The sequence below is a fragment of the Flagellimonas iocasae genome, from assembly GCF_042682725.1.
GTDB classification, from domain to species: Bacteria; Bacteroidota; Bacteroidia; order Flavobacteriales; family Flavobacteriaceae; genus Flagellimonas; species Flagellimonas iocasae.
The window spans coordinates 361460-382241 of record NZ_JBHUHU010000005.1; the positions used below are offsets into that span (position 1 = coordinate 361460).

The window sequence follows — 20782 nt, forward strand, 5'->3', positions numbered from 1 at the left end:
TGTTTCAAAATATCTTGCAATCCGTTCAAAAACCACACTTTCCTGAATGTTGAACAGAATTATGCAACAATTTGAAGCAAGATGATACGCTTTGTTGTTCTCTAAATCCATAATATTGTAAAACAGCAATGCGGTCTATGATGAAGGGTATTTGGTTTGGTTTTTGGATATTCCTTTGCTCATTTTATTGGGTAACAGGCCAGGAATTTTATTTCAAGAATTACAAAGCGGAGGATGGCCTTTCCCACAATACTGTTCTTAGTTCTTTGCAAGATGAGCGTGGTTTTTTATGGTTTGGAACCAAGGATGGCCTTAATCGTTTCGATGGGTATTCATTCAAGGTTTTTCAATATGATGCCAACAATCCAAAAAGTTTAGGCAGTAATTTTATTGAATGCCTCCATGAATACAAGGGTAAATTATGGGTCGGTACAGATAGCGGTCTGTTTAGCTACGATGAGCGCTATGAAAGTTTTGAGGCCATTGATGCTTCAATGGGCCTTCCCATTCTTGATATAGATCATGACGACCAAGGTAACCTCTGGTTTGTGTCTGGCCAGTCTTTGGTAAAGTATGAGGTAGACAGTCAAAAATCCACCAATTATGATGCGGAAAGGCACTTCCATGTAGAGGACATCACCAGAGGTGCTGATGGGAGTATTTGGGCTGCCCACGATAACTCCCTGCATTGGTATGATAGCGATTCAAAGAGTTTCAAAAACTTCGATATCACCCTAAATGAATCAAATGCCCCTTCATTACGGATAAGTAAAATTGAAGCACTGGATAGTACCACTTTATTGGTGGGGACCCAAAGTCACGGTTTGCTTTCTTTCAATACAACGAACCAAAATGTGACCAAGCTTTTATATGATGACAAAGATCAATTGTATGTGCGGGGTATCTCTGTAAAAAATGAGGATGAGCTTTGGGTGGCCACAGAATCAGGGCTTTTTATCTACAACATTGAAAATGGGACATTCATCAACCTAAAAAAAAGTATCAATGATCCTTACGCCCTTTCCGATAATGCCCTTTATTGTGTTACTGTAGACAATGAGGACGGTGTATGGATAGGTAGCTATTTTGGGGGAATCAATTATTATCCCAAACAATACACGCAGTTCAATAAGTTTTTTCCAATACCTGGGGAAAACTCAATCAGCGGAAATGCGGTGCGGGAAATCATCAAAGATCGCTTGGGGAATCTTTGGATTGGGACCGAAGATGCGGGACTTAATAAATACAACCCTAGTACAGGACTTTTCACAAATTATGCGCCCTCAGAATCGGACCAAACACTTTCCTATTACAACATCCACGCTCTTTTTCCTAAAGGAAAACATTTATGGGTGGGTACTTTTCAGCATGGATTGGACATCATGGATATCACTACGGGTAAAGTGGTACAGCATTATGGGCGGGGCGATGGGCATGGACTTTCCAGTGATTTCATTTTCAGTCTATATGAAGACAATTTTGGAAACTTGTTTGTGGTAACAGATTCAGGGATTCAAACCTACGACTACGAAGCCGACCTATTTACCACCATTGACGCCTTTTCCGAAGACACACATTTCACCGCCGTACTAAGAGATGGTAAGGGTGTGCTTTGGGCCGGTACGTACTGGGACGGTCTGGTTACTTTTAATCCAAAGACCAGAAAGAAAAGAATCTACAGACATGACAAAAATGACCAGAACAGCATTAGCGGTAACAATGTCAATGGAATTTTTCAAGATAGTAGTAACCGTATTTGGATTACCACGGAGTATGGGCTTAACCTGTATCGAGAAGAAACAAATGACTTTAAAACCTATACGGTTGAGGATGGTTTTCCCAGTAATGTGTTCTATTCCATAATTGAGATTGGGGACTGGTTTTGGATCAGTACCTCCAAGGGTTTGGTCGAATTCAATCCAGATACAGAAGAGAAGCGAATTTATACAAAGGCCAATGGTTTGTTGAGCGATCAGTTCAACTATAATTCTGCCTATAAAGATGATAATGGCACGCTATACTTTGGAAGTGTTGCGGGCTTGGTAAGTTTCAATCCTTCAAGTTTTAAAGAGAATTCGGAGCAATCCCCAATTTACCTAACCAGCTTACAGATCAACAATACAGAAGTGGATGTGTCCGCTAAGGGGTCGCCTTTGCAAGAATCATTGATTTGGGCTGATAAAATTAATTTAAAGCCAAGCCAAGCATCTTTTAATATTGGTTTTGCAGCTCTGGGCTACGCTGCTCCAGAGACCACCGAATACTGGTACAGAATGGAAGGATTGAACGATGATTGGATCAGTCTTAAAAAGAGTCACAATGTGTCTTTTACCGAAATTCCAGCAGGAAATTATGTGTTCAAGGTCAAATCCATGAATTACGATGGTACTTGGAGTAAAGAATCCAAAGCTTTGCAAGTAAAAGTTTTTCCCATATTCTGGAAAAGCAACTTTGCCTATGCCCTATATACGTTTTTGATCGCAACCTTGGCAATCCTCGGATTTAGATTATATCACCAGCGAAACAAGATTAAGAATATCCAGCGAATCCGTCAATTAAACTATAAAAAGGAAAAAGAACTGTACGAGGCAAAAATTGAATTCTTCACCAATATTTCCCACGAAATACGTACCCCACTGACATTGATAAAGAGTCCGTTGGAAAAAGTGCTCAATAAGGTGAAGGAATTGCCAGGCGTATCCGAAAATCTAAACATTATTGAAAAGAACACAAACAGGTTGTTAGACCTTGTGAACCAGTTGTTGGATTTTAGAAAGACCGAAACTGAACGGGTAAACCTTACGTTTGTGGAGACCAATATTACAGAGTTGGTAAAAAAGACCTTGGAACGTTTTAGTGAAGCCATTGAAGAGCGTGAAATCGATTTTAAATTGAATACAAACGATCATGATATCTATGCCTACGTGGATGCTGAGGCCTTACGAAAAATACTGAGCAATCTCTTTGGAAATGCCATAAAATATGCCGAAAAGAATGTGAACGTGCACCTAAAGACCAGCACAGAGGGGTTGATATTGACCATTGCCAATGATGGGAATTTGATTCCCACACATTTAAAGGAAACCGTTTTTGAACCTTTCTATAGAGTATCTGGGGTAGAGAATCAGTCTGGAACCGGAATTGGGCTTGCTTTAGCCAGATCACTTACAGAAATGCACCAAGGAAGCTTAACACTGGATGCGAGCAATGGAATTGAAAACTGTTTTGTATTGGTACTGCCCATTCGTCAAGAAAAGGAATTTGTACTCTGGCCAAAAAGAATGGACCAAAGATTTCAAAATGAGGAACCAGAAGAAAGTCTAACAGTATTTGGAAAAACAAGTATTTTACTTGTAGAGGACAGTGAAGAATTATTGGATTTCATTGCTAAGGAATTAAAGGAAGAGTATACGGTTTTTAAAGCTTCAAATGGTGCGGTTGCCCTTCAAATTTTGGAAGTGGAGAACATTCATCTTATCATCAGTGATGTAATGATGCCCGGCATGGATGGTTTTACATTGTGCAAGAACTTAAAGACCAATCTGGAAACGAGCCATATTCCAGTAATCCTGCTTACTTCAAAAAGTGCAATGGCGGCTAAAATGGAAGGTCTTGAGTCGGGTGCCGATGCCTACATGGAAAAACCTTTCTCCATGAGACACCTAAAGGTGCACATTGCCAACTTACTGGAAAACCGAAAACACATTTTGGAACACTACACAAGTTCACCACTGGCCCATATTAGAAGTATTGCCAATACAAAGACCGATGAAACTTTCATTAGAAAGTTAGATGAAGTTATATACGAGAATATGGCAGATCATGATCTTAATGTGGAAGTCTTGGCAGAGATCATGAACATGAGTCGGTCAACCCTATATCGCAAGATCAAGGATATATCTAACCTAAGCCCTAACGAATTAATAAATATAACCCGCCTAAAGCGGTCTGCCGAACTGCTAAAAACAGGGAAATATCGCATTTTTGAGGTGGCGGAAATTGTAGGGTATAATTCAGCAACCAGTTTTGGCCGAAACTTTCAAAAACAATTTGAAATGACCCCTACCGAATACATCCAAGGAAAGTCGTGAATTAAAATTATTCGAATTCAAAAAAGGCTTTTTAGTGCAATCAAAGTCGATTATTTAAATCTTCAGTTCAAAAGTCCAATCCAATTGCCATTTGAATCAATGTACTTAATCCATTCATTGATGTGCACCTGATGTCCCTGAATAAAATCGAATACAATTTGGTCCTTTATAACACTAAAGCTAGGTTTGCTTCGGCGCATCAGGTTTGAAAGTAACTTCCAATCCCCAAAAATCAATTGTGGAACTTCAATATTTGTGATTTACCCATTTTGGTTGTTTGGGGCCTTGGGGGTTTAGAACGTCTTCATTTAATTGTAAAAAGCCAATTCCCAATGATATTTTCAATCACAGGAACTGGCCTTTTAAACTAACAACTAACTCAAACATATCTATATCTACACGATATTTGAAATTTTAAATTTCTAAGGTGGTACCTTCTGAATACCATACAGTGGAAACATAAGGTTCATCCTCTTGGACATCCCTATCGGCAACAACTTTTAGGGTGAACCTATATTCCTTATTAGAATCATATGTGTTATAGGTGAAATTTGACGGATTGTCTGGCAATATAATGGCCCCACCTTCCCGTACGCCGTCCACGGTTAGAACAATCTGTACCGAAACGGGGGTTATTATTCCTTCTGGATATGAAGTTGGGAGATCCCAAGTAAAACTAACCTCGTTGCCATTGATATTATGTTGCAGGTTGTCTATTCCATCAATGGGCTCTCCAGGTTTGGAAGCTATGACATCATCGTTATAGCAAGCCGCAAATAAAATACAGACTGCTAAAAGTGAATATTTTATAATAGTTTTCATTACTTTTTTTGTTTTAGCGGTTAATAGCCTGGGTTTTGGATATATACCCCCTGCGACCAATTCATCTGTGCCTGGGGAATGGGCAGAAATTCATCCCGTCCTTTTGTAAAGTAAGCTGCTTCCATCCATGGATACCTTTGACGTTCCTTCTCATAATAAGCATTGATCACTTCAGCGGCCACACCCCAGCGAACGAGGTCAAAGAATCTTCGCCCTTCCATTGCCATCTCCAATCGATTTTCCCACATCAAAGCTTTCCAAGCATTATCGGGAGTCCAATTAATATTGGATCCGTCCACATAGGGCGATATCCTGTACTCCGTTGGAAACGTTCCATCTGCTTTTCTTAATTTCTCTATACTGTTAGCTGCTCTTTCCCTTAATTGGTTGATAATAGGTAGCGCTTCATCGTGCCTTCCCAATTTGATCAGTATTTCGGCCTTCCATAGCAAAACCTCAGCGTACCGCACCTCAATTTGGTTCTTGGAATTGAACATCCAAAATTGGTTGAACAATCCGGGGCTATCGGTTCTTACGTTCTCCTTCATGGAATTCATGAACCCGTAGATACCTGGGTCTCGAGATCCCGTACTGTCGAATGGAATTTCTTGGTACTTCCAAGGAAATCCCGGTACTGCAACAGTATGCCCCATTCTTGGGTCGAATGACATATCTTCAAAATAGTTATCGTAATTGTTCTGCAATTCGGCATCATTGTAGGTATCAAAAAGGGGCACCCCATTCTCATCTACCCGAAAGGCATTTACCAAATTGTAACTGGCTTTGTGAAAATCGCAACAACTGAAGTAAGGGTTCCACCACGGTGCGGTCAATCCATTTCCTTCATTCAGATTACCACGAGGCGTACCATCATCTATGGTAAATTGCAGTTCCCACAATGACTCTGGTGATTGATTGTCGTATTCCAGCATAAAATTAAAGGCAAAATCGTCGGCCAGGCTGAACTGCCCACTATTGATGATATCATTGACCTGGACCAATGCCTCTTGCAATTTACCCTCATCCAATCCCGTAACTTCATGGGAACCGTTCTGGGGATAGGCCATCCATAGCAAGGTGTTTGCCAAGTATGCTTTTGCCGCATACCGGTTGACCCTGCCCACCTGGTCTTGAACCTCGGGAAGGTTTTCGGCCGCAAATTGAAAATCCTCCCTTATTTTCTGCCATAAAGGGATATCATTGTCCATATCGCTGGGATGATTTGAAATCTGGGCAATGTCATCCGATGTAGCCGTCTCATCAATGTACGGGATCCACTTCCAACGCCTCTTCATTTTATAATGGATCCAACCTCTAAGAAAGTGCATTTCCGCCAACCGTTGGTTCTTGAGCGGGTACTGTTCCACCGTAACCGCCTCAATGACCCGAATGGCGGTATTGGCCCTGGAGATACCTTGATAGCCTCGGTACCAAGATCCATCATTGTTCCCCACACTGGCATTGGTCAGTGAGAAAACCTCCATTTGGTACCAAGGGGTTTGGTCATTAAGTCCACCCCCTCCTTTATAAGCATCATCGGAACGTAAACTGGCGATAAATGGGTTGTAGGTTTCAAATGCGTGCGACATGGGCATAAAGGCATATGCCGCAGTGACAAATCCATCCAATTGGTCTGGATCCTGAAGTTGGGACTCCGTAAGAACCCCTTTGGGGGTAATATCCAATTCGCTCTCGCAACCCAATAATGGCATTGCAAAGATATAGGTCAATACAATATATTTTATCAATCTTTTCATCTCTAACATTTTTTTAAAGTGACACATCAAGTGTGAACAAGAATATCTGTGGTCTAACATAGGCCGTGGCAGCAGGGCTCTCTGGATCTATCCCGGTAAAGGCATCATCTCCCCGCCCCTTGTCGAAGCTCAACAAGTTTTGAGCACTTAGGGACATTCTAATTTTTTCCACGCCTATACTGGTTAGGAACTTTTGGGGAAGTGAATAGCCAAATTCCACTTGTCTCAGCTTCAAATAAGAACCTGACTCCATAAAATAGGTTGAAGGTCTCAACTCATCGTTGGGATTGATAAGGGACAGTGCGGGAATGGTCGAGTCTGGATTGGAGGGTGACCAGGCATTCAAAATCCGTGTTGGGTGATTGAGTCCTTTTTGGACATGGACGTTCCAAAAGTCACTGTAGGTTTTCCATTCGTTCATCACCGTATTCCCCATAATTCCCTGCCAGAACATGGAAAAGTCAAAATCCTTGTAATTGGCCGTAAAGTTCAAACCATAGGCCAAATCCGGGTCACTTGTCCCAAGCCAGGTCCTGTCGTGCTCCCATGTAATCCTTCCATCGCTGTTAAGGTCCCTGTATCGTATTCTCCCCAGACCTTTTCCCGGTTGTTCAGGGGAGTTGTCAACCTCGTCCTGGGTGGTGAACAGCCCATCAGCAATAAAACCATAATGGGAATTGAGGGGCCTGCCCAAAATACTGTCATCAAGTCCATTTCCCCCATAGGTATATTTAACCGATTCCGGAAGGTTATCAATTTCATTGCGATAGGTACTGGCATTGGCAGTAATGGAGAATTGAAAATCCTCGTTTATCTTCCCAAGATAGGTGGCCACAAACTCAAATCCGGTATTGGCCATGTTGGCCGCATTTACCCATCTATACCCAGCTTCACCTATGGCTGCCAGATACGGTGGTTCAAAAAGCATTCCGTCCGTATCCTTTCGGAAATAATCCACCGATCCTGAAAGTGCACCGTTGAAGAAGCCGAAATCAAGTCCAACGTTCGTCTGCTCGGTGGCCTCCCATTTTAGATTGGGATTTCCCGTATGTATTTTACGGTATCCAGAAGCCAAGTTCCCCGTTTCATTTCCATCGATGCCATAGCTGGTACCGTGCAAACCTGAATGGTACGCCGCATCAAAGATGTCCACCAACGCATTGGTCGGAATGTTCGAGTTCCCATTTTTTCCCCAGCTTGCCCTCAATTTTAAGTTTGACAGTACCTTGCTGTTCTTCAAGAAATTTTCCTCGCTTATTCTCCATCCCCCGGAAACTGCCGGAAAAAATCCAAATTGGTTGCTCTTGCCAAACTTGGACGAACCATCGTACCTCAAGGTTGCGGACAATAGGTATTTATCATTGAATACGTAATTGAACTTGGAGAAATAGGAAAGTAGGGCCCATTCATCCCCTCCCCCATAGACCTCTTGATTACCGGATGCGGAACTCAAATAGGCATAATCGTAATCCTCAATTTCCAAATCCCTGCGATACCCTCTCATAAACTCTGTTTGATAGTGAACAGACTCCATTCCGACCATAAAATCCAAATCATGTCTTTGGGTCTTTAGTGCATAATTGAGGGTATTGGTAAAGGTCTGGGTGACATTTTCACTCCATCTTGTATTTATCCCGTTGTTCGGATTGGCTCTTCCACCTCCTTCTTCCCAACTAAAGTCAATATGCCTGAATTTTGAAGTATTGTACTGTAGACCATAAGAAGTTTTGAAACTGAATCCCTTTACCACTTGGAGTTCGGCAAAAATGTTACCGACCAATGTATTTCCAACAGTATTGTTATCCTTGTTCATGGCGAGCTGCCGGATAGGGTTCCAATAATCATCCATACCCAAGGCCACAGCGGATCCTCCCCAACCGCCATCTTCTGTGTACACGGGCACTATGGAAGGCATTCTCAACATCTCGTTCGTTCTCCATTGGTTGTTATGATCTAGATGCGCTATGGAGAGGTTCTCACCAATTACAAGTTTATCGTTCAGTAATTTGTAATCGGAGTTCAAGCGAAGGGAATATCTCTTGAAATAAGAATGAATCTGTGTCCCTTGGTTTTCAAAGTAATTTAATCCCAGGTACTTGTTCCCTTTATCTGTTCCACTGCTAATGGAAAGGTTATGATTGACCTGAAGACCCGCCCTTGTTCCTTCATCGAACCAATCTGTATCTGCGGACCTCATGGTCTGGTCAGCATTGAGCCATTCCACGGGGCTCACACTGTTCAATACCGGCACCCCGTTGGCACCGACACTCCAATCATAGTCGTATATCTGTGTCATTGCATTTGGATCACTGCCATCATTGACAGCTGCTTGCCAAAAAGCCGTGCCATATTCCTGGGTATTCAACATGTCGATCTTGTCAAGATAGGTTGAAAAGCCAACAGTGCTCTTGTAGTTTATCCTTGTCTTGCCCGATTTCCCTTTTTTGGTCTCTATAAGGATAACACCCCCTGCGGCCCTAGAACCGTAGATACTGGCCGAGGCAGCATCCTTTAACACCTGCAAAGAGGCAATGTCATTGGAATTGATATCGTTCAAGTTGATATCCGTGGGCAATCCATCAATAACGATAAGCGGAGGCGCCCCTCTAAGGGAGGTAAGACCCCGAATTTGGATTCCCGTTCCCCCAGAGGGACTTCCATCCGCAGTAATCTGAACCCCGGGAAGCCTTCCCTGAAGCCCCTGAATTATATTGGGGTATGGGTTTTTTTCAATGTCTTCAGCGGTTACTGTGGCCACGGCACCGGTAAGATCTGCTTTTCGTTGCTTCATATAGCCTGTTATGACCACTTCATCAAGCATGGCCAAATCTTCTTTCATGACCGCATCTATGGTTGAGGAGCCATTAACTGGAACCTCATACGTTCGGTATCCCACATAGGAGAACACCAGTACAGCGGCATTTTTGACTTCGAGAGAATAATTCCCATCAAAATCGGTGTAGGTGCCATTGGTCGTCCCCTTGACAAATACGGTGACTCCGGGCATCGGGGTTCCCTGTTCATCGGTTACAGTACCGGATACGGACTGCTGAAGATCCTTGGAGACCAGGTTTTCCGTCAGTTCACCACAAAGGCCCTTATTGCTAACCGTCAACATCGTCAACAGAAGAAATAAGATTCTACTTTTCCCCCTAAAAGGGTACTTCAAAGCGATATTCGCTTTTAAAAAACTTTCCTTCATTTACTTTGGTTTAATAGTTTGTTTGTTACTTATCTGCGTCAGTTTAAACGTTTAAGTATTTAAACGTTTAACTAAACTATAACATTCTTTTGTATTACACAAAATTTAAACGATTAAATATCCGTTTTTGATAAATTTTTAAACAAAAAAATGTCATTTAATCAAAAACAGTGGTTTTTGAGCTTTTCAATCATAATCATGTTATATTTCCTGGAAAGCACCCATATCCTTATAAAGGTCATACCGTTTTAGATGTATCACCACGTTTTCTGCTTCAGGTAAAAAGTGTTTGTCGTACCCTGTGCCCATTTTTTTCATGGCCCCTTGGACATTGGGATGTATCTTGCCCACTACCGATGCAAACATTGCAGCACCCATGGCACAGGTTTGCTCCGAACTGTGGACTTTGATCGGGAGGTTCAATACATTGGCCATCATCTGCATGATATAGTCCGACTTCCTTGCGACACCACCCAAAGCAATCACCCCCTTAAGTGTTACCATATTTTCCACAAAATGATCCACAATGCTTTTGGCCCCAAAACAGGTACTTTCCACAAGAGCTCTATATATTTTGGCGGCATCACTTCCCAAGTTCAGGTTGAACAGGGCTCCCTTAACATAGGGGTTTGCATCCGGGGTTCTTCTGCCATTGAACCAGTCAATGGCCAGCTCCGAAGTTTCTCCAAGGGGAAGTTTTGCAGCTTCCTCCCCCAATTGTTCCAATAGTCCAATGGTAAGTTCTTCTTCCAACCCTGTCTTATTGTCATCGTCCACAGAACTTTTACGAAGAGCTTTTAGCATTGTTGCGGTCAAGAGATCCTGAAACCAGGCATACACATCGCCAAAGGCAGACTGGCCTGCTTCGAAACCCACCATTCCCGGGATAATGGAACCTTGTACCTGACCACATATTCCACGTACCAAAGCCACATCGTCGCTGGTAGGCACCACCATCATATCACAAGTTGAAGTACCCATTACCTTACTGAGGTAATACGGTTCAATCTGTCCTCCAACCGCACCCACATGTGCATCCAAAGCCCCAACCCCGATCAAAACGTCTGTGGAAAGTCCCAATTTTCCGGCCCAGTCCTTGGATAGATTCCCAACGGGCTCATCCGCATAAAAGGTCTTGGTGAAAAGGGGATGGCGCAATGTTTCCATCACTGGATCAAGTGAGGTAAAAAACTCCTTGGATGGCAGGCCTCCATGTTCATAGGCCCAAAGTGCCTTGTGTCCCGCAGCACATACCCCTCTTTTGATGCTTTTGGCCTCGGTACCACCAGTGAGCAAGAATGGAACCCAATCACAATGCTCCACCCAGGTAGTACAGGCTTGAGCCACCCCTTTATCAACCCTTAGGACATACAAGAGTTTCGCCCAGAACCATTCCGGGGAATAAGTGCCCCCGGAGTACTTAAGATAGTCTTGCTTAAATGAAGTGGCATGTGCATTGATTTCATCGGCTTCCTGAATGGCACTGTGATCTTTCCATAAAAAGAACATGGCGTTTGGGTTGTGCTCAAATTCAGGTCTCAGGGCCAAGGGCTGTCCGGTCCTATCCACGGCAACCGGAGTAGAACCGGTCGTATCCACGGAAATGGCCCTGACCTTTCCAGCAATACTTGCACCTGCTTGGGCTACCACCTTGGAGATTGTGTGCTCCAGTCCTTCTATATAATCCAATGGATGTTGTCTAAATTGACCCTGGGCGGCAACACAGTACATGCCTTTTTTCCATCGGGGATATTCAAATTCAGAGATGGCGATCTCATCTCCAGTATGCGCATCTACCAAAAGTGCGCGTACTGACCCAGTGCCGAAATCAACACCGATCACATAATCATCATTCACCATAAGGGAACTTTGCTTTAGGTTGTGGTTACGTTTTGTTGAAGACTCTTTTGAACCCTGGAATACAGGGCCACGACAAGGAAGCATACCAAGGGTACGTAGAACGAAATATTGATACTTCCGAAACGGTCCGAGACCATACCTTGAACACTGGTCAGAACCGCTCCGCCCAAAATGGCCATGATCAGTCCTGATCCTCCAATTTTTGCATCATTCCCCAATTTTTGCATTCCCAATCCATAAATTGTCGGGAACATCAAAGACATACAGCCCGATGCAAGGATAAGTGCGACCACCCCGACCATGCCCGCTCCGTAAATTACGGTCAAGGTACAGAACACTCCCAGTATGGAGGCAATGAACAGCAATCTTCTGGGCGCTACATATTTCATCAAAGCGGTAAATACAAACCTCGAACTTGAAAATAGTATGATGGACGCCAAATAGTACACAGCGGCGTCATCCTCGCTTTTGCCCAATTCCTGCATTGCATAGCGGATGGTATAGGACCATAGCCCGATTTGGGCTCCCATGTAAAAAAACTGTGCAGTTACGGACCAGCAATAATTCCTATTGCCCAAGAGTCGTTTTATGGAAGCTGAAATGTCCAATTTTTTCACTTTATCCTTGGCCATAGGCATTTTCGTCATCTTTACCAATATCCAGATGACCAGCAAGAAAAGGGCCACCCCCACATAGGTGCCCATCACGGAGGTAAGTTCTTTGGATTGAATGGCCTTTAGCTCCTCGGGCGCCATGGATGCCCGCTGGCCTGCATCCAACAAGTTTAGATTGGACAATATAAAAATTTTACTGAGCAATATGCCTGTAATACTCCCAATTGGGTTGAAGGATTGGGCCAAATTCAATCTTCGGGTTGCCGTCTCCTCGGGTCCCATTGAAATGATATAGGGATTGGCTGCTGTTTCCAGAATGGACAGTCCACCTGCCAGAATAAAGAGAGCCACCAAAAAATGACCATATACCATAGTGATACTGGCCGGATAAAAAAGAAGCGCTCCGATGATAAATAGCCCCAATCCCACCAAAACCCCTGTTTTGTAAGAATACTTTTTAATCAAAATTGCGGCCGGCAAGGCCAACAAAAAGTAGGACCCATAAAAGGCCATCTGTATCCATGAGGTCTGAAAATCGGTCATACTCATGATCCGTTTGAACGCTGCCAGCAGCGTATCCGTCATGTTATTGGCCAGTCCCCATAGAAAGAATAAACTGGTAATCAGAATAAAGGGCCATTTATTTCCCGGCATTGTAACCGGAATGCCCTTGTTCGTTCCTTTTTTACTGCTCATTTGTTCCGTTATTTCATGCCGTATATTGGACCATAATTCTCACAAGCCCTATAATCTGAACCTTCAAGGTCCATTCCCTGTGCATTCCATGCCGATGGTCTGAAAATCCGATCATCCTCAACATTGTGCATACAAACGGGAATGCGCAACATGGAGGCCAAGGTGATAAGGTCATGCCCGATATGGCCATAGCTGATCGCTCCATGGTTGGATCCCCAATTGTTCATCACCGAGTAGACATTGGCAAATGCACCCTTCCCTGTGGTCTTGGGCACAAACCATGTTGTTGGCCAAGTACGATCCGTTCTTTCATCCAAGGTTTTGTGGACGTCTTCCGGCAGGTCTATGGTATGCCCCTCGGCTATTTGAAGGGCAGGGCCCAAACCTTTGATAAGGTTCACTCGGCACATGGTGACGGGCATTCCCCCTTTGGTGAGAAAGTTAGAGGAGAATCCCCCACCCCTGAAATACCCAAGGTTGGCCGGATACCATGTAGTGGCCTTTAGGCAGGCATCAACCTCTTTTTGGTCTATTTCCCAAAAGGGTTTCATTACAGGCTTTCCATCTTTACTTTGCTGACCTGTGCCATCCAAGGTGGCCGACCCTGAGTTTATCAGGTGAATGAAGCCTTCCGATGCTATTCCGTCGGGCTCCCATCCTGTAACCCTTTTAACTGCACTGGGACTCCAGTAGGTACGTACATCCGCAAATATCTGAGCGGTATTGGTCAGTAAATAATTGAACAACATGGATACGCCATTAAGGGCATCGTTCTCAGTGGCCACCATATAAGGTGTCCTAATCCCGTTCCAATCGAATGAAGAGTTGAGAATGGCTTCTGAAAAGTCGCCGTTGGGCAAGAAATCGGTCCACTGCCGTTGTCCCTGAAAACCAGAAACCAAAGCATCATGTCCTTGGGATTCCTCCCCATAGCCCATTTCCTTTAATTTCGGATTCCCTTCCATCAAATCACGGATAATAAGGGTCATCTTCACTACAAATTCCCAATCGTCTCCCCTTTGCTCAGGACTGCGCTGATTATCCCTTTCATTCAAGTCTTGCCCTTCCGTGCAGTTTTCTTTGGTCCATTGCAATGCTCGTTCATATTCTTCCCTGTCATAAATTTCATACTGGATACGTCTAAGCACTTCGGAGGAATCCACATATTCGTTTCGCATTCCCAAATAGTCCTGAAAAAAATCGGGGTCTATCATGGAACCTGCTATTCCCATGGAAACACTGCCAATGGCCAGGTAACTTCGATTTTTCATCAAAGCAACCGCCAATCCGGCCTTGGCGAAGGACAGTAGTTTACGTTGAACATCTTCAGTTATTTGACCATCATCCAAATCCTGTACATCTTCCCCATAAATACCAAAGGCCGGAAGTCCCTTTTGGTTGTGCGCGGCCAAGGTAGCAGCCAGATACACCGCACCGGGCCGCTCGGTACCATTGAATCCCCAAATGGCCTTTGGGAGTTGGGGGTCCATATCCATGGTCTCAGTACCATAACACCAGCATGGGGTAACGGACAGCGACACCCCTACGTTTTGGGCACTGAAAAGGGCCCCACAGTCCACCGCTTCCTTTACCCCTCCAATACAGAAGTCCGGAATAATGCATTCCACTGGACTACCGTCCGGGTATCTAAGTTTTTCCCTGAAAAGTTCGGCGACGTTTTTCGCCATGTTCATCGTGGTCGTCTCCAAAGACTCGCGCACTCCTCCCAACCTTCCATCTATTATGGGTCGAATCCCTATTTTAGGATACTTGTTTTTCTTGGTCATTCTTTCTTTAGTATACTATAAAAAGTTAGTTATTTTATCTAATGTGGTCCCGAATACTTCCGCCACAATTTGCTCTAGATTTTCCCTTTTCCCCGTCAGGTGAAAAACCGAATGGTTATGGGTGAGCGATTCATTGGGTTTGAGAAATGCCGCCGGGGAGACACTTTCCAACTCATAAAATGGCCCCATTTGTGAACCATCTTCCAAGGGCCCATCATTATAGGCATTCACTGCATCACCTATCAAAGGATCCCCTTCTAGATTCCACTCCTGGTTGAGATAGGTCGCTTTGGAGTCCACATCAAACAGGGCAATGGTCAGTACATTGTTCTGCGCATCATAACTCCCGGCCAATGGCGTAGCCCGCTGTGGCGGTATGCCCAATTTCCCCCTGGATTTCCCATCAGCTTTGAAAAATAAGATCCCTTCTTCATACCCAATTCGCTCTTCCGGAATTTCTCCAAAATAATCCGTCGTGGCAATGGGTCCAGAGCTATCTTGTTTATACGGGATCATAATGGTAGTTTCTTCGGAAGGTGGAAACATATCCAATATCCAAATGCAGGGAGCTCCGGTAGTTTCGGTCCACTCAAAATTGCCAATATTGGTAATGGTATTTTTTGTTTTATACCCGACCGATTTGACCGCTCTGGTCCGCACTCCGAGCAATTCCTCCAGTTGATCGATGGTCAAGATCTTAATTTCCCGTTGTGCTTGGATATGAAGCGTATGGCCCGCATAGTTTTCAATTTCCATGGTACGTTCCAAAACCACCGAAGTCCCACTTTTCTTAGTGACATCCCAGCCTTCACTATCAATTGGGGGCGGGGTTTTCCAGTTCTCAAAAGTCATTTCGGCCTGGGGCTTAAAGAAGAGTGAAAAGGCGCTCCCTTCGGGTCCCAACCAAAATCTACTCTCCCCACCGTAAGCGTTCATGTGCGGGTCCATCTTCCCAAATGCCCCATAGTTGATCCACCCCATGCTTCTTCCTTCATCCCCGGATACGCTCGAAGTAAATACCTTTGCCTGGTACTTTCCCGATACGGCCACCGCAGCATTTCCGGATTTCAACAGTATGAGATCGGAATCCCATTTTTTTAAAAAATCCGTGTCATGCCCGAAGGAACCTTCCTTAAAAGCAATTTCTTTGTCCATAGTCCCTATATCTGCACCTTTTTTGCCTTGATTTCTGCAGGAAACTACCACCAACAAGGCCACCACGATTTGTAAAAACTGTTGATTTTTCAACATGTCTAGTTCACTTCAAGATCATTTTTGGAAGGCAGGTCCGGAAACTTCGCATGTGGCTCGGTTTGATACCAATACACTACCGAGCTGATATCCGATTTCTGCTGTAGATACCTGTGATCACTTCTCCAGCCCAAATCTTGGATGGTAACCTTAAGCTCCTTGTCGAACCTAATGGGGTCCTGTATATGCCAACGGTACAGTCCAAATCGCTGTTGGGAGTCATACATTCCATCAGGTCTTATAATTTGGTGCAGGCCGGCATAAGGTGTGGAATAGCTTTCATATTCCCTTTTCCGCTTGTTCTCAAAATTGTACGACCCCAGAAAATAATCCTCGGTTCCGGTTCCGGCAATGGTTGGAAACTTTTTGTCCCCATCCATATAGAACTTGATCTCGCCTTCACCCCACCAACCTCGATTGTTGACCTGCCAGGCCATGTAGGTCCCTACGTAGTGACCTTTCCCTTTGATTCCATCGATCAAGGTATAAAGGGCACCTTCCGTTGGGTTGCTTCTTCTGAATTGGGCATGGAAATACGCTGCATCATCAGGAACATCTGTCAAGGTGTAATCAATCTGGTAATATAAATACATTTCCTCTGTCCCTATGTTTTCCATGGTGATCCTACAATTTTTTCGGAAAGGCATCGGCCAATAGGTGTTAAATGCACTACCTGGGTTAACGGTAATGGGCAAGGAATTTAGAGGCGTGTACTCGCCCCATCCCATTCCAAAGAAATCGCCTACGGGAACTTCAACAGAGGGCTCCTTTTCTCCATCCCAGTAAAAGCGAAGAATGGAAAAGCGCCAGTTACCGGTCGGGGTCATCCAAATATGCTGAATGGCGCCTTCATCATTGATATCGGCCAAGGTAAATGTTTCACCTGGGGCTATTTTAACGGATGGGCTGACCTTCCAGCCTTGTCCCAATTCCCTGGCTGCGTGGCTTCCTGTTCCATTTCCCACTTCGGCCATACCGCCTTTTCCGGGTTCACCCGTAAAATTCTCCGGACTGATGGAACGGGTTTTTGCGTCGGACAAGGTAAAGATATTACCCATGTGGGCATCAAGACCATTTGCGGTTTGGGCATAGGGTGTCCAGGAATAAAAACTGAACAAAGCAACGAGTAGTGTGAGTATAAAACTTCCTCTTTTTTTCATAATGGATATAATTTTAAGTTTAATTGGATTAGTGCGACCGCTCGACCACGCTATCGGCCAAATATACTATTTAAACGTTTAAATAAAAATAAAAAATGTATTATTTTCAATTTTTACATCTTTAAATTGATTCTTTGATTAAATATTTACAATTAATTACTGGAATTGCCAATTACAAGTTGTGCGTTCAATTTCACCTTGTCCGTCTTGGCACCGGGGTCCTTGATCTGATTTAAAAGAACGGTCACCGCCTTTTTGGCCAAATCGGCCAACGGTTGTTTCACATAGGTAAGGGGACAGTAAAAAAAGTGGAACACCTCACTTTCGTCAAAAACGATGACAGCTATATCATTGGGAACCTGGAGTTGCAGTTCAGCTAGATATTTCAAACCCACTACCCCCAAAGTATTGGTGGCAAAAAAGATGGCATCCACCGGGTTTTTTCCCTTGACAAGATTATTGATGGCTTTGGGCATATGCTCCACCAACCCTTCAAACGCAACCTCTTGTAGCAAGGCTTCATCATAGACACTTCCCAAAGCATCCTTATGACCTTGAACCCGTTCCTTCATGTGGTTCAACTCCGTGGAATAGGCGATCATGCCGATTCGTTTCTTTCCATTTTCAAGAAACTTTTTTGTTGCATCGAATGCTGCCTTATAATTGTCTATGGCGACATAGTTGGTGTCAATTGAGGGAAAATACCGGTCGATCAATACAAAGGGTATATTCTGTTCTTTCAAGAGCTGAATCTGTCCTTCGGAACCTTCCGTCGGTGTTATGATAAATCCGTCCACCTGTCTGTTCAATAAAAATTTGATGAGGTCATGGGACTTGGCGGCCTTCTCGTCCGAGCTTCCAAAAATGACAGTATACCCATTTTTTTTTGCCTCATCTTCCACAATTCTTGCTATATGCGCAAAAAATGGGTTGGATATGTCGGCCACGATCAACCCTATGGTATGGCTTTTTCCACTTTGCAAGCTCTTTGCAATTTGATTGGGCCGATAGTTGAGCCTTTTGGCTATTTCCTTTATTCTGTCCGAAACTTCCTTGCTTACACCGCTGTTCTCCTGCTTTGAAAGCACATACGAAACTGTGGCAATGGAAACCCCCGCTTCTTTGGCTATGTCTTTAAGGGAAGTTCTTTTCTTCATAGACTGACAAGGACTTAAACGTTTAATTTATTTCGACCCGCAAAGTATCAATAAGAATACATGATACCAAATTTTTGTTTTCAATTTATGGCGGTGTCTTCTGAGTTTATCCACAAAAAAATAAAACTTAGGGAATTGGATCATTGTTTTGAATTCCGTTGTTATTGCAAAAAGACAAAAGGTACATTTATTTTAGTGACCAATGACCTTCGGAATAGTGAAGAAACGTCCATTTTAACAAATATCTTTTTCTGTATAAATGAATTATCAGTATGTTTGAACACTTAAACGTTTAAGTGTTTCAATTTCATCCATTGGAACTAGAACCTTTTACGCTAAATACACACCAATGCCACAGCCTTCACAAAAAAAAAACAATTCGGAATCCCTAAGCGTTCATTGCCTATGGATTGCCCTTCTTTTGAGCCTGTCCATGACCGTCAATGCACAAAAAAAAGTTGGACTATCCTCTCCCGACGGCAAGCTTCATTTTAGCCTTAAGGTCACCAAGGATGCACCCCAGTACAGTATCTCCTTCAATGGCTCCACCTTAATTGATACTTCCAACCTAGGCTTCCAATTTCAAAAGGAGGGCTATTTTTCCGCTCGTCTAAAAATGGGGAAGCCAACCTATAATACTGTTGATGAGACTTATGAACTTTTAGTGGGAAAAAATAAAACGGTCAGAAACCACTATCGTGAGGTACGGATTCCGCTCCATGCCCACAATGGATCCAAGCAGACCCTTATTTTGGCGGTAAGGGCCTTCAATGACGGTATTGCGTTTCGTTATGAATTTCCCGAGCAGGAAAAATGGAGCTCTTATGAACTTTTGGATGAATTGACCTCTTTCGAAATCAAAGGGAATCCAACAGTACGAACCCTTTTTTGGAACAATTATGTCAATTCCCATGAGGGATTTTACCATACGCTGCCCTACAACAGCATACAGGAGGACACCCTCATGGACATGCCCATACTGCTCGAGTTTCCCAAGACCTTCATGGCCATCACCGAGGCCAATCTCAGGAATTATGCAGGGATGTACCTTATAAAAAAGAACGGGCACTTTACTTGCCAGCTCTCCCCCCTACCCGGCCAATCCAAAGTAAAGGTGCGGGCGGACCTACCGCATCAAACACCTTGGCGGGTCATGATGATAAGTGACCGGATCGGCGCACTACTCGAATCGAACATACTGACCAATTTGAACGAGTCCTCAAAAATTAAGGATGTCTCCTGGATCAAACCGGGAAAGACCTCTTTTCATTGGTGGAATGGTGACATTGTACCGGACACCACATTTGCCCCAGGGGTCAATTTTGAGACCAACAAATACTATATCGACTTCTGCGCTGATAACAACATTGATTATCATGCGGTCATTGGCTATGGTGGATTTGCATGGTATACCAGCGACGCTCCTGGCTATGGAGCGGTGGGTTCACAAACCGATGTTACCCGGCCGGTACCAAGTTTGGACATGGAGCGCGTATGCAACTACGCCAAGGAAAAAGGTGTCGGGATTCACGTTTGGGTACACTGGAAAGCCATTTACCCCCATTTGGAACGTGCCTTTTCCAAATTCGAGGAATGGGGCATTAAGGGGATGATGGTGGATTTTATGGATCGTGACGATCAGGAAATGGTGCTGATCCAAGAAGAAATACTGCAAAAAGCGGCAGAACACAAACTTTACATTCAATTTCATGGTAGCTTTAAGCCCACAGGGCTCCATCGCACCTATCCCAACGAATTTACCCGTGAGGGGGCCAAAAATTATGAGTACAATAAATGGGAGGCCGAACCCATAACCGCCGACCACGATCTGGATATTGTTTTTACCCGGTTGCTGGCGGGAACCACGGATTACCATCTTGGTGGGTTCCGGGCGGTGCCCCAATCTGAATTCAAGACACAGTACACCCGCCCATTGGTAGTGGTCACCAGAGGTCACATGCTGGCCATGTACGTGGTTATGGAAAGTTATCTCGCTTCTGTTTGTGACTATCCCGATGCCTATTTGGGTCAACCAGGTTTTGATTTTCTTGGAAAAGTACCCACTACCTGGGATGAAACCAAAATTTTGGATGCAAAAGTCGATGCATATGTGACCACCGCACGCCGAAAGGGCGACCGATGGTTTGTGGGAAGCCTTAACAACGGTACGGCCAGAACGATCAACATACATTTTGGGTTTCTGGAAAAGGGAACCTACAGGGCAGAAATCTATACAGATGGAAAACAGGCCAATGTGAACCCAAACCAATTGAACAGGGAAATGAAGCAAATAACCCTTGAGGACACTTTGGAAATACAGTTGGCCCCCAGTGGCGGAATGGTCATGCAGCTAACAAAAATGAATTAATCGAGACCATCTCTAAA

General features: G+C 44.0%; 11 protein-coding genes. 2 read left to right on the forward strand and 9 right to left on the reverse strand.

Annotated features, from left to right (window positions below; genetic code table 11):
• Positions 1 to 137 precede the first annotated feature (137 nt).
• Positions 138 to 4091 (forward strand): two-component regulator propeller domain-containing protein, encoded by a 3954-nt coding sequence (locus tag ACFSJE_RS15745; protein ID WP_379831826.1) that lies wholly within the window; start codon positions 138 to 140, stop codon positions 4089 to 4091.
• Between the two features lie 414 nt (positions 4092 to 4505).
• On the opposite strand, the gene ACFSJE_RS15750 is transcribed toward ACFSJE_RS15745, so the two are convergent.
• From ACFSJE_RS15750 to ACFSJE_RS15790, 9 genes are all read right to left on the reverse strand, one after another.
• Complete coding sequence (locus ACFSJE_RS15750) at positions 4506 to 4913, reverse strand: DUF4945 domain-containing protein (RefSeq protein ID WP_379831827.1); 408 nt, start codon at positions 4911 to 4913, stop codon at positions 4506 to 4508.
• Positions 4914 to 4933: 20 nt separating this feature from the next.
• Positions 4934 to 6670, reverse strand: a complete 1737-nt coding sequence (locus ACFSJE_RS15755; protein WP_379831828.1) for a RagB/SusD family nutrient uptake outer membrane protein — start codon at positions 6668 to 6670, stop codon at positions 4934 to 4936.
• A 13-nt stretch (positions 6671 to 6683) separates the two neighbouring features.
• Complete coding sequence (locus tag ACFSJE_RS15760) at positions 6684 to 9872, reverse strand: SusC/RagA family TonB-linked outer membrane protein (RefSeq protein WP_379831829.1); 3189 nt, start codon at positions 9870 to 9872, stop codon at positions 6684 to 6686.
• Between the two features lie 201 nt (positions 9873 to 10073).
• Positions 10074 to 11732 carry a ribulokinase gene (locus ACFSJE_RS15765; protein ID WP_379831830.1) on the reverse strand — a complete coding sequence of 553 codons (1659 nt, stop codon included), beginning with the start codon at positions 11730 to 11732 and terminating at the stop codon, positions 10074 to 10076.
• A gap of 14 nt (positions 11733 to 11746) precedes the next feature.
• Positions 11747 to 13042, reverse strand: a complete 1296-nt coding sequence (fucP, locus tag ACFSJE_RS15770; RefSeq protein ID WP_379831831.1) for an L-fucose:H+ symporter permease — start codon at positions 13040 to 13042, stop codon at positions 11747 to 11749.
• Between the two features lie 8 nt (positions 13043 to 13050).
• Positions 13051 to 14829 carry an L-fucose isomerase gene (locus ACFSJE_RS15775; protein WP_379831832.1) on the reverse strand — a complete coding sequence of 593 codons (1779 nt, stop codon included), beginning with the start codon at positions 14827 to 14829 and terminating at the stop codon, positions 13051 to 13053.
• Positions 14830 to 14844: 15 nt separating this feature from the next.
• Positions 14845 to 16080, reverse strand: coding sequence for a DUF6786 family protein (locus ACFSJE_RS15780; protein WP_379831833.1), 1236 nt, complete (start codon positions 16078 to 16080; stop codon positions 14845 to 14847).
• 2 nt (positions 16081 to 16082) lie between these two features.
• The gene (locus ACFSJE_RS15785; RefSeq protein WP_379831834.1) at positions 16083 to 17240 is read right to left on the reverse strand and encodes a glycoside hydrolase family 172 protein; all 1158 of its coding nucleotides are present in this window, start codon (positions 17238 to 17240) and stop codon (positions 16083 to 16085) included.
• Between the two features lie 152 nt (positions 17241 to 17392).
• Positions 17393 to 18397, reverse strand: a complete 1005-nt coding sequence (locus ACFSJE_RS15790; protein ID WP_379831835.1) for a LacI family DNA-binding transcriptional regulator — start codon at positions 18395 to 18397, stop codon at positions 17393 to 17395.
• Positions 18398 to 18746: 349 nt separating this feature from the next.
• Between ACFSJE_RS15790 and ACFSJE_RS15795 the strand changes: the two genes are divergently transcribed.
• Positions 18747 to 20765, forward strand: coding sequence for a glycoside hydrolase family 97 protein (locus ACFSJE_RS15795; RefSeq protein WP_379831836.1), 2019 nt, complete (start codon positions 18747 to 18749; stop codon positions 20763 to 20765).
• The last annotated feature ends 17 nt before the right edge of the window (positions 20766 to 20782 follow it).

Coding starts and splice junctions, on each gene's coding strand:
- ACFSJE_RS15745 (WP_379831826.1), top strand. CDS start 138: ATGATGAAGGGTATTTGGTTTGGTTTTTGGATATTCCTTTGCTCATTT.
- ACFSJE_RS15750 (WP_379831827.1), bottom strand. CDS start 4,913: ATGAAAACTATTATAAAATATTCACTTTTAGCAGTCTGTATTTTATTT.
- ACFSJE_RS15755 (WP_379831828.1), bottom strand. CDS start 6,670: ATGAAAAGATTGATAAAATATATTGTATTGACCTATATCTTTGCAATG.
- ACFSJE_RS15760 (WP_379831829.1), bottom strand. CDS start 9,872: ATGAAGGAAAGTTTTTTAAAAGCGAATATCGCTTTGAAGTACCCTTTT.
- ACFSJE_RS15765 (WP_379831830.1), bottom strand. CDS start 11,732: ATGGTGAATGATGATTATGTGATCGGTGTTGATTTCGGCACTGGGTCA.
- fucP (WP_379831831.1), bottom strand. CDS start 13,042: ATGAGCAGTAAAAAAGGAACGAACAAGGGCATTCCGGTTACAATGCCG.
- ACFSJE_RS15775 (WP_379831832.1), bottom strand. CDS start 14,829: ATGACCAAGAAAAACAAGTATCCTAAAATAGGGATTCGACCCATAATA.
- ACFSJE_RS15780 (WP_379831833.1), bottom strand. CDS start 16,080: ATGTTGAAAAATCAACAGTTTTTACAAATCGTGGTGGCCTTGTTGGTG.
- ACFSJE_RS15785 (WP_379831834.1), bottom strand. CDS start 17,240: ATGAAAAAAAGAGGAAGTTTTATACTCACACTACTCGTTGCTTTGTTC.
- ACFSJE_RS15790 (WP_379831835.1), bottom strand. CDS start 18,397: ATGAAGAAAAGAACTTCCCTTAAAGACATAGCCAAAGAAGCGGGGGTT.
- ACFSJE_RS15795 (WP_379831836.1), top strand. CDS start 18,747: ATGCCACAGCCTTCACAAAAAAAAAACAATTCGGAATCCCTAAGCGTT.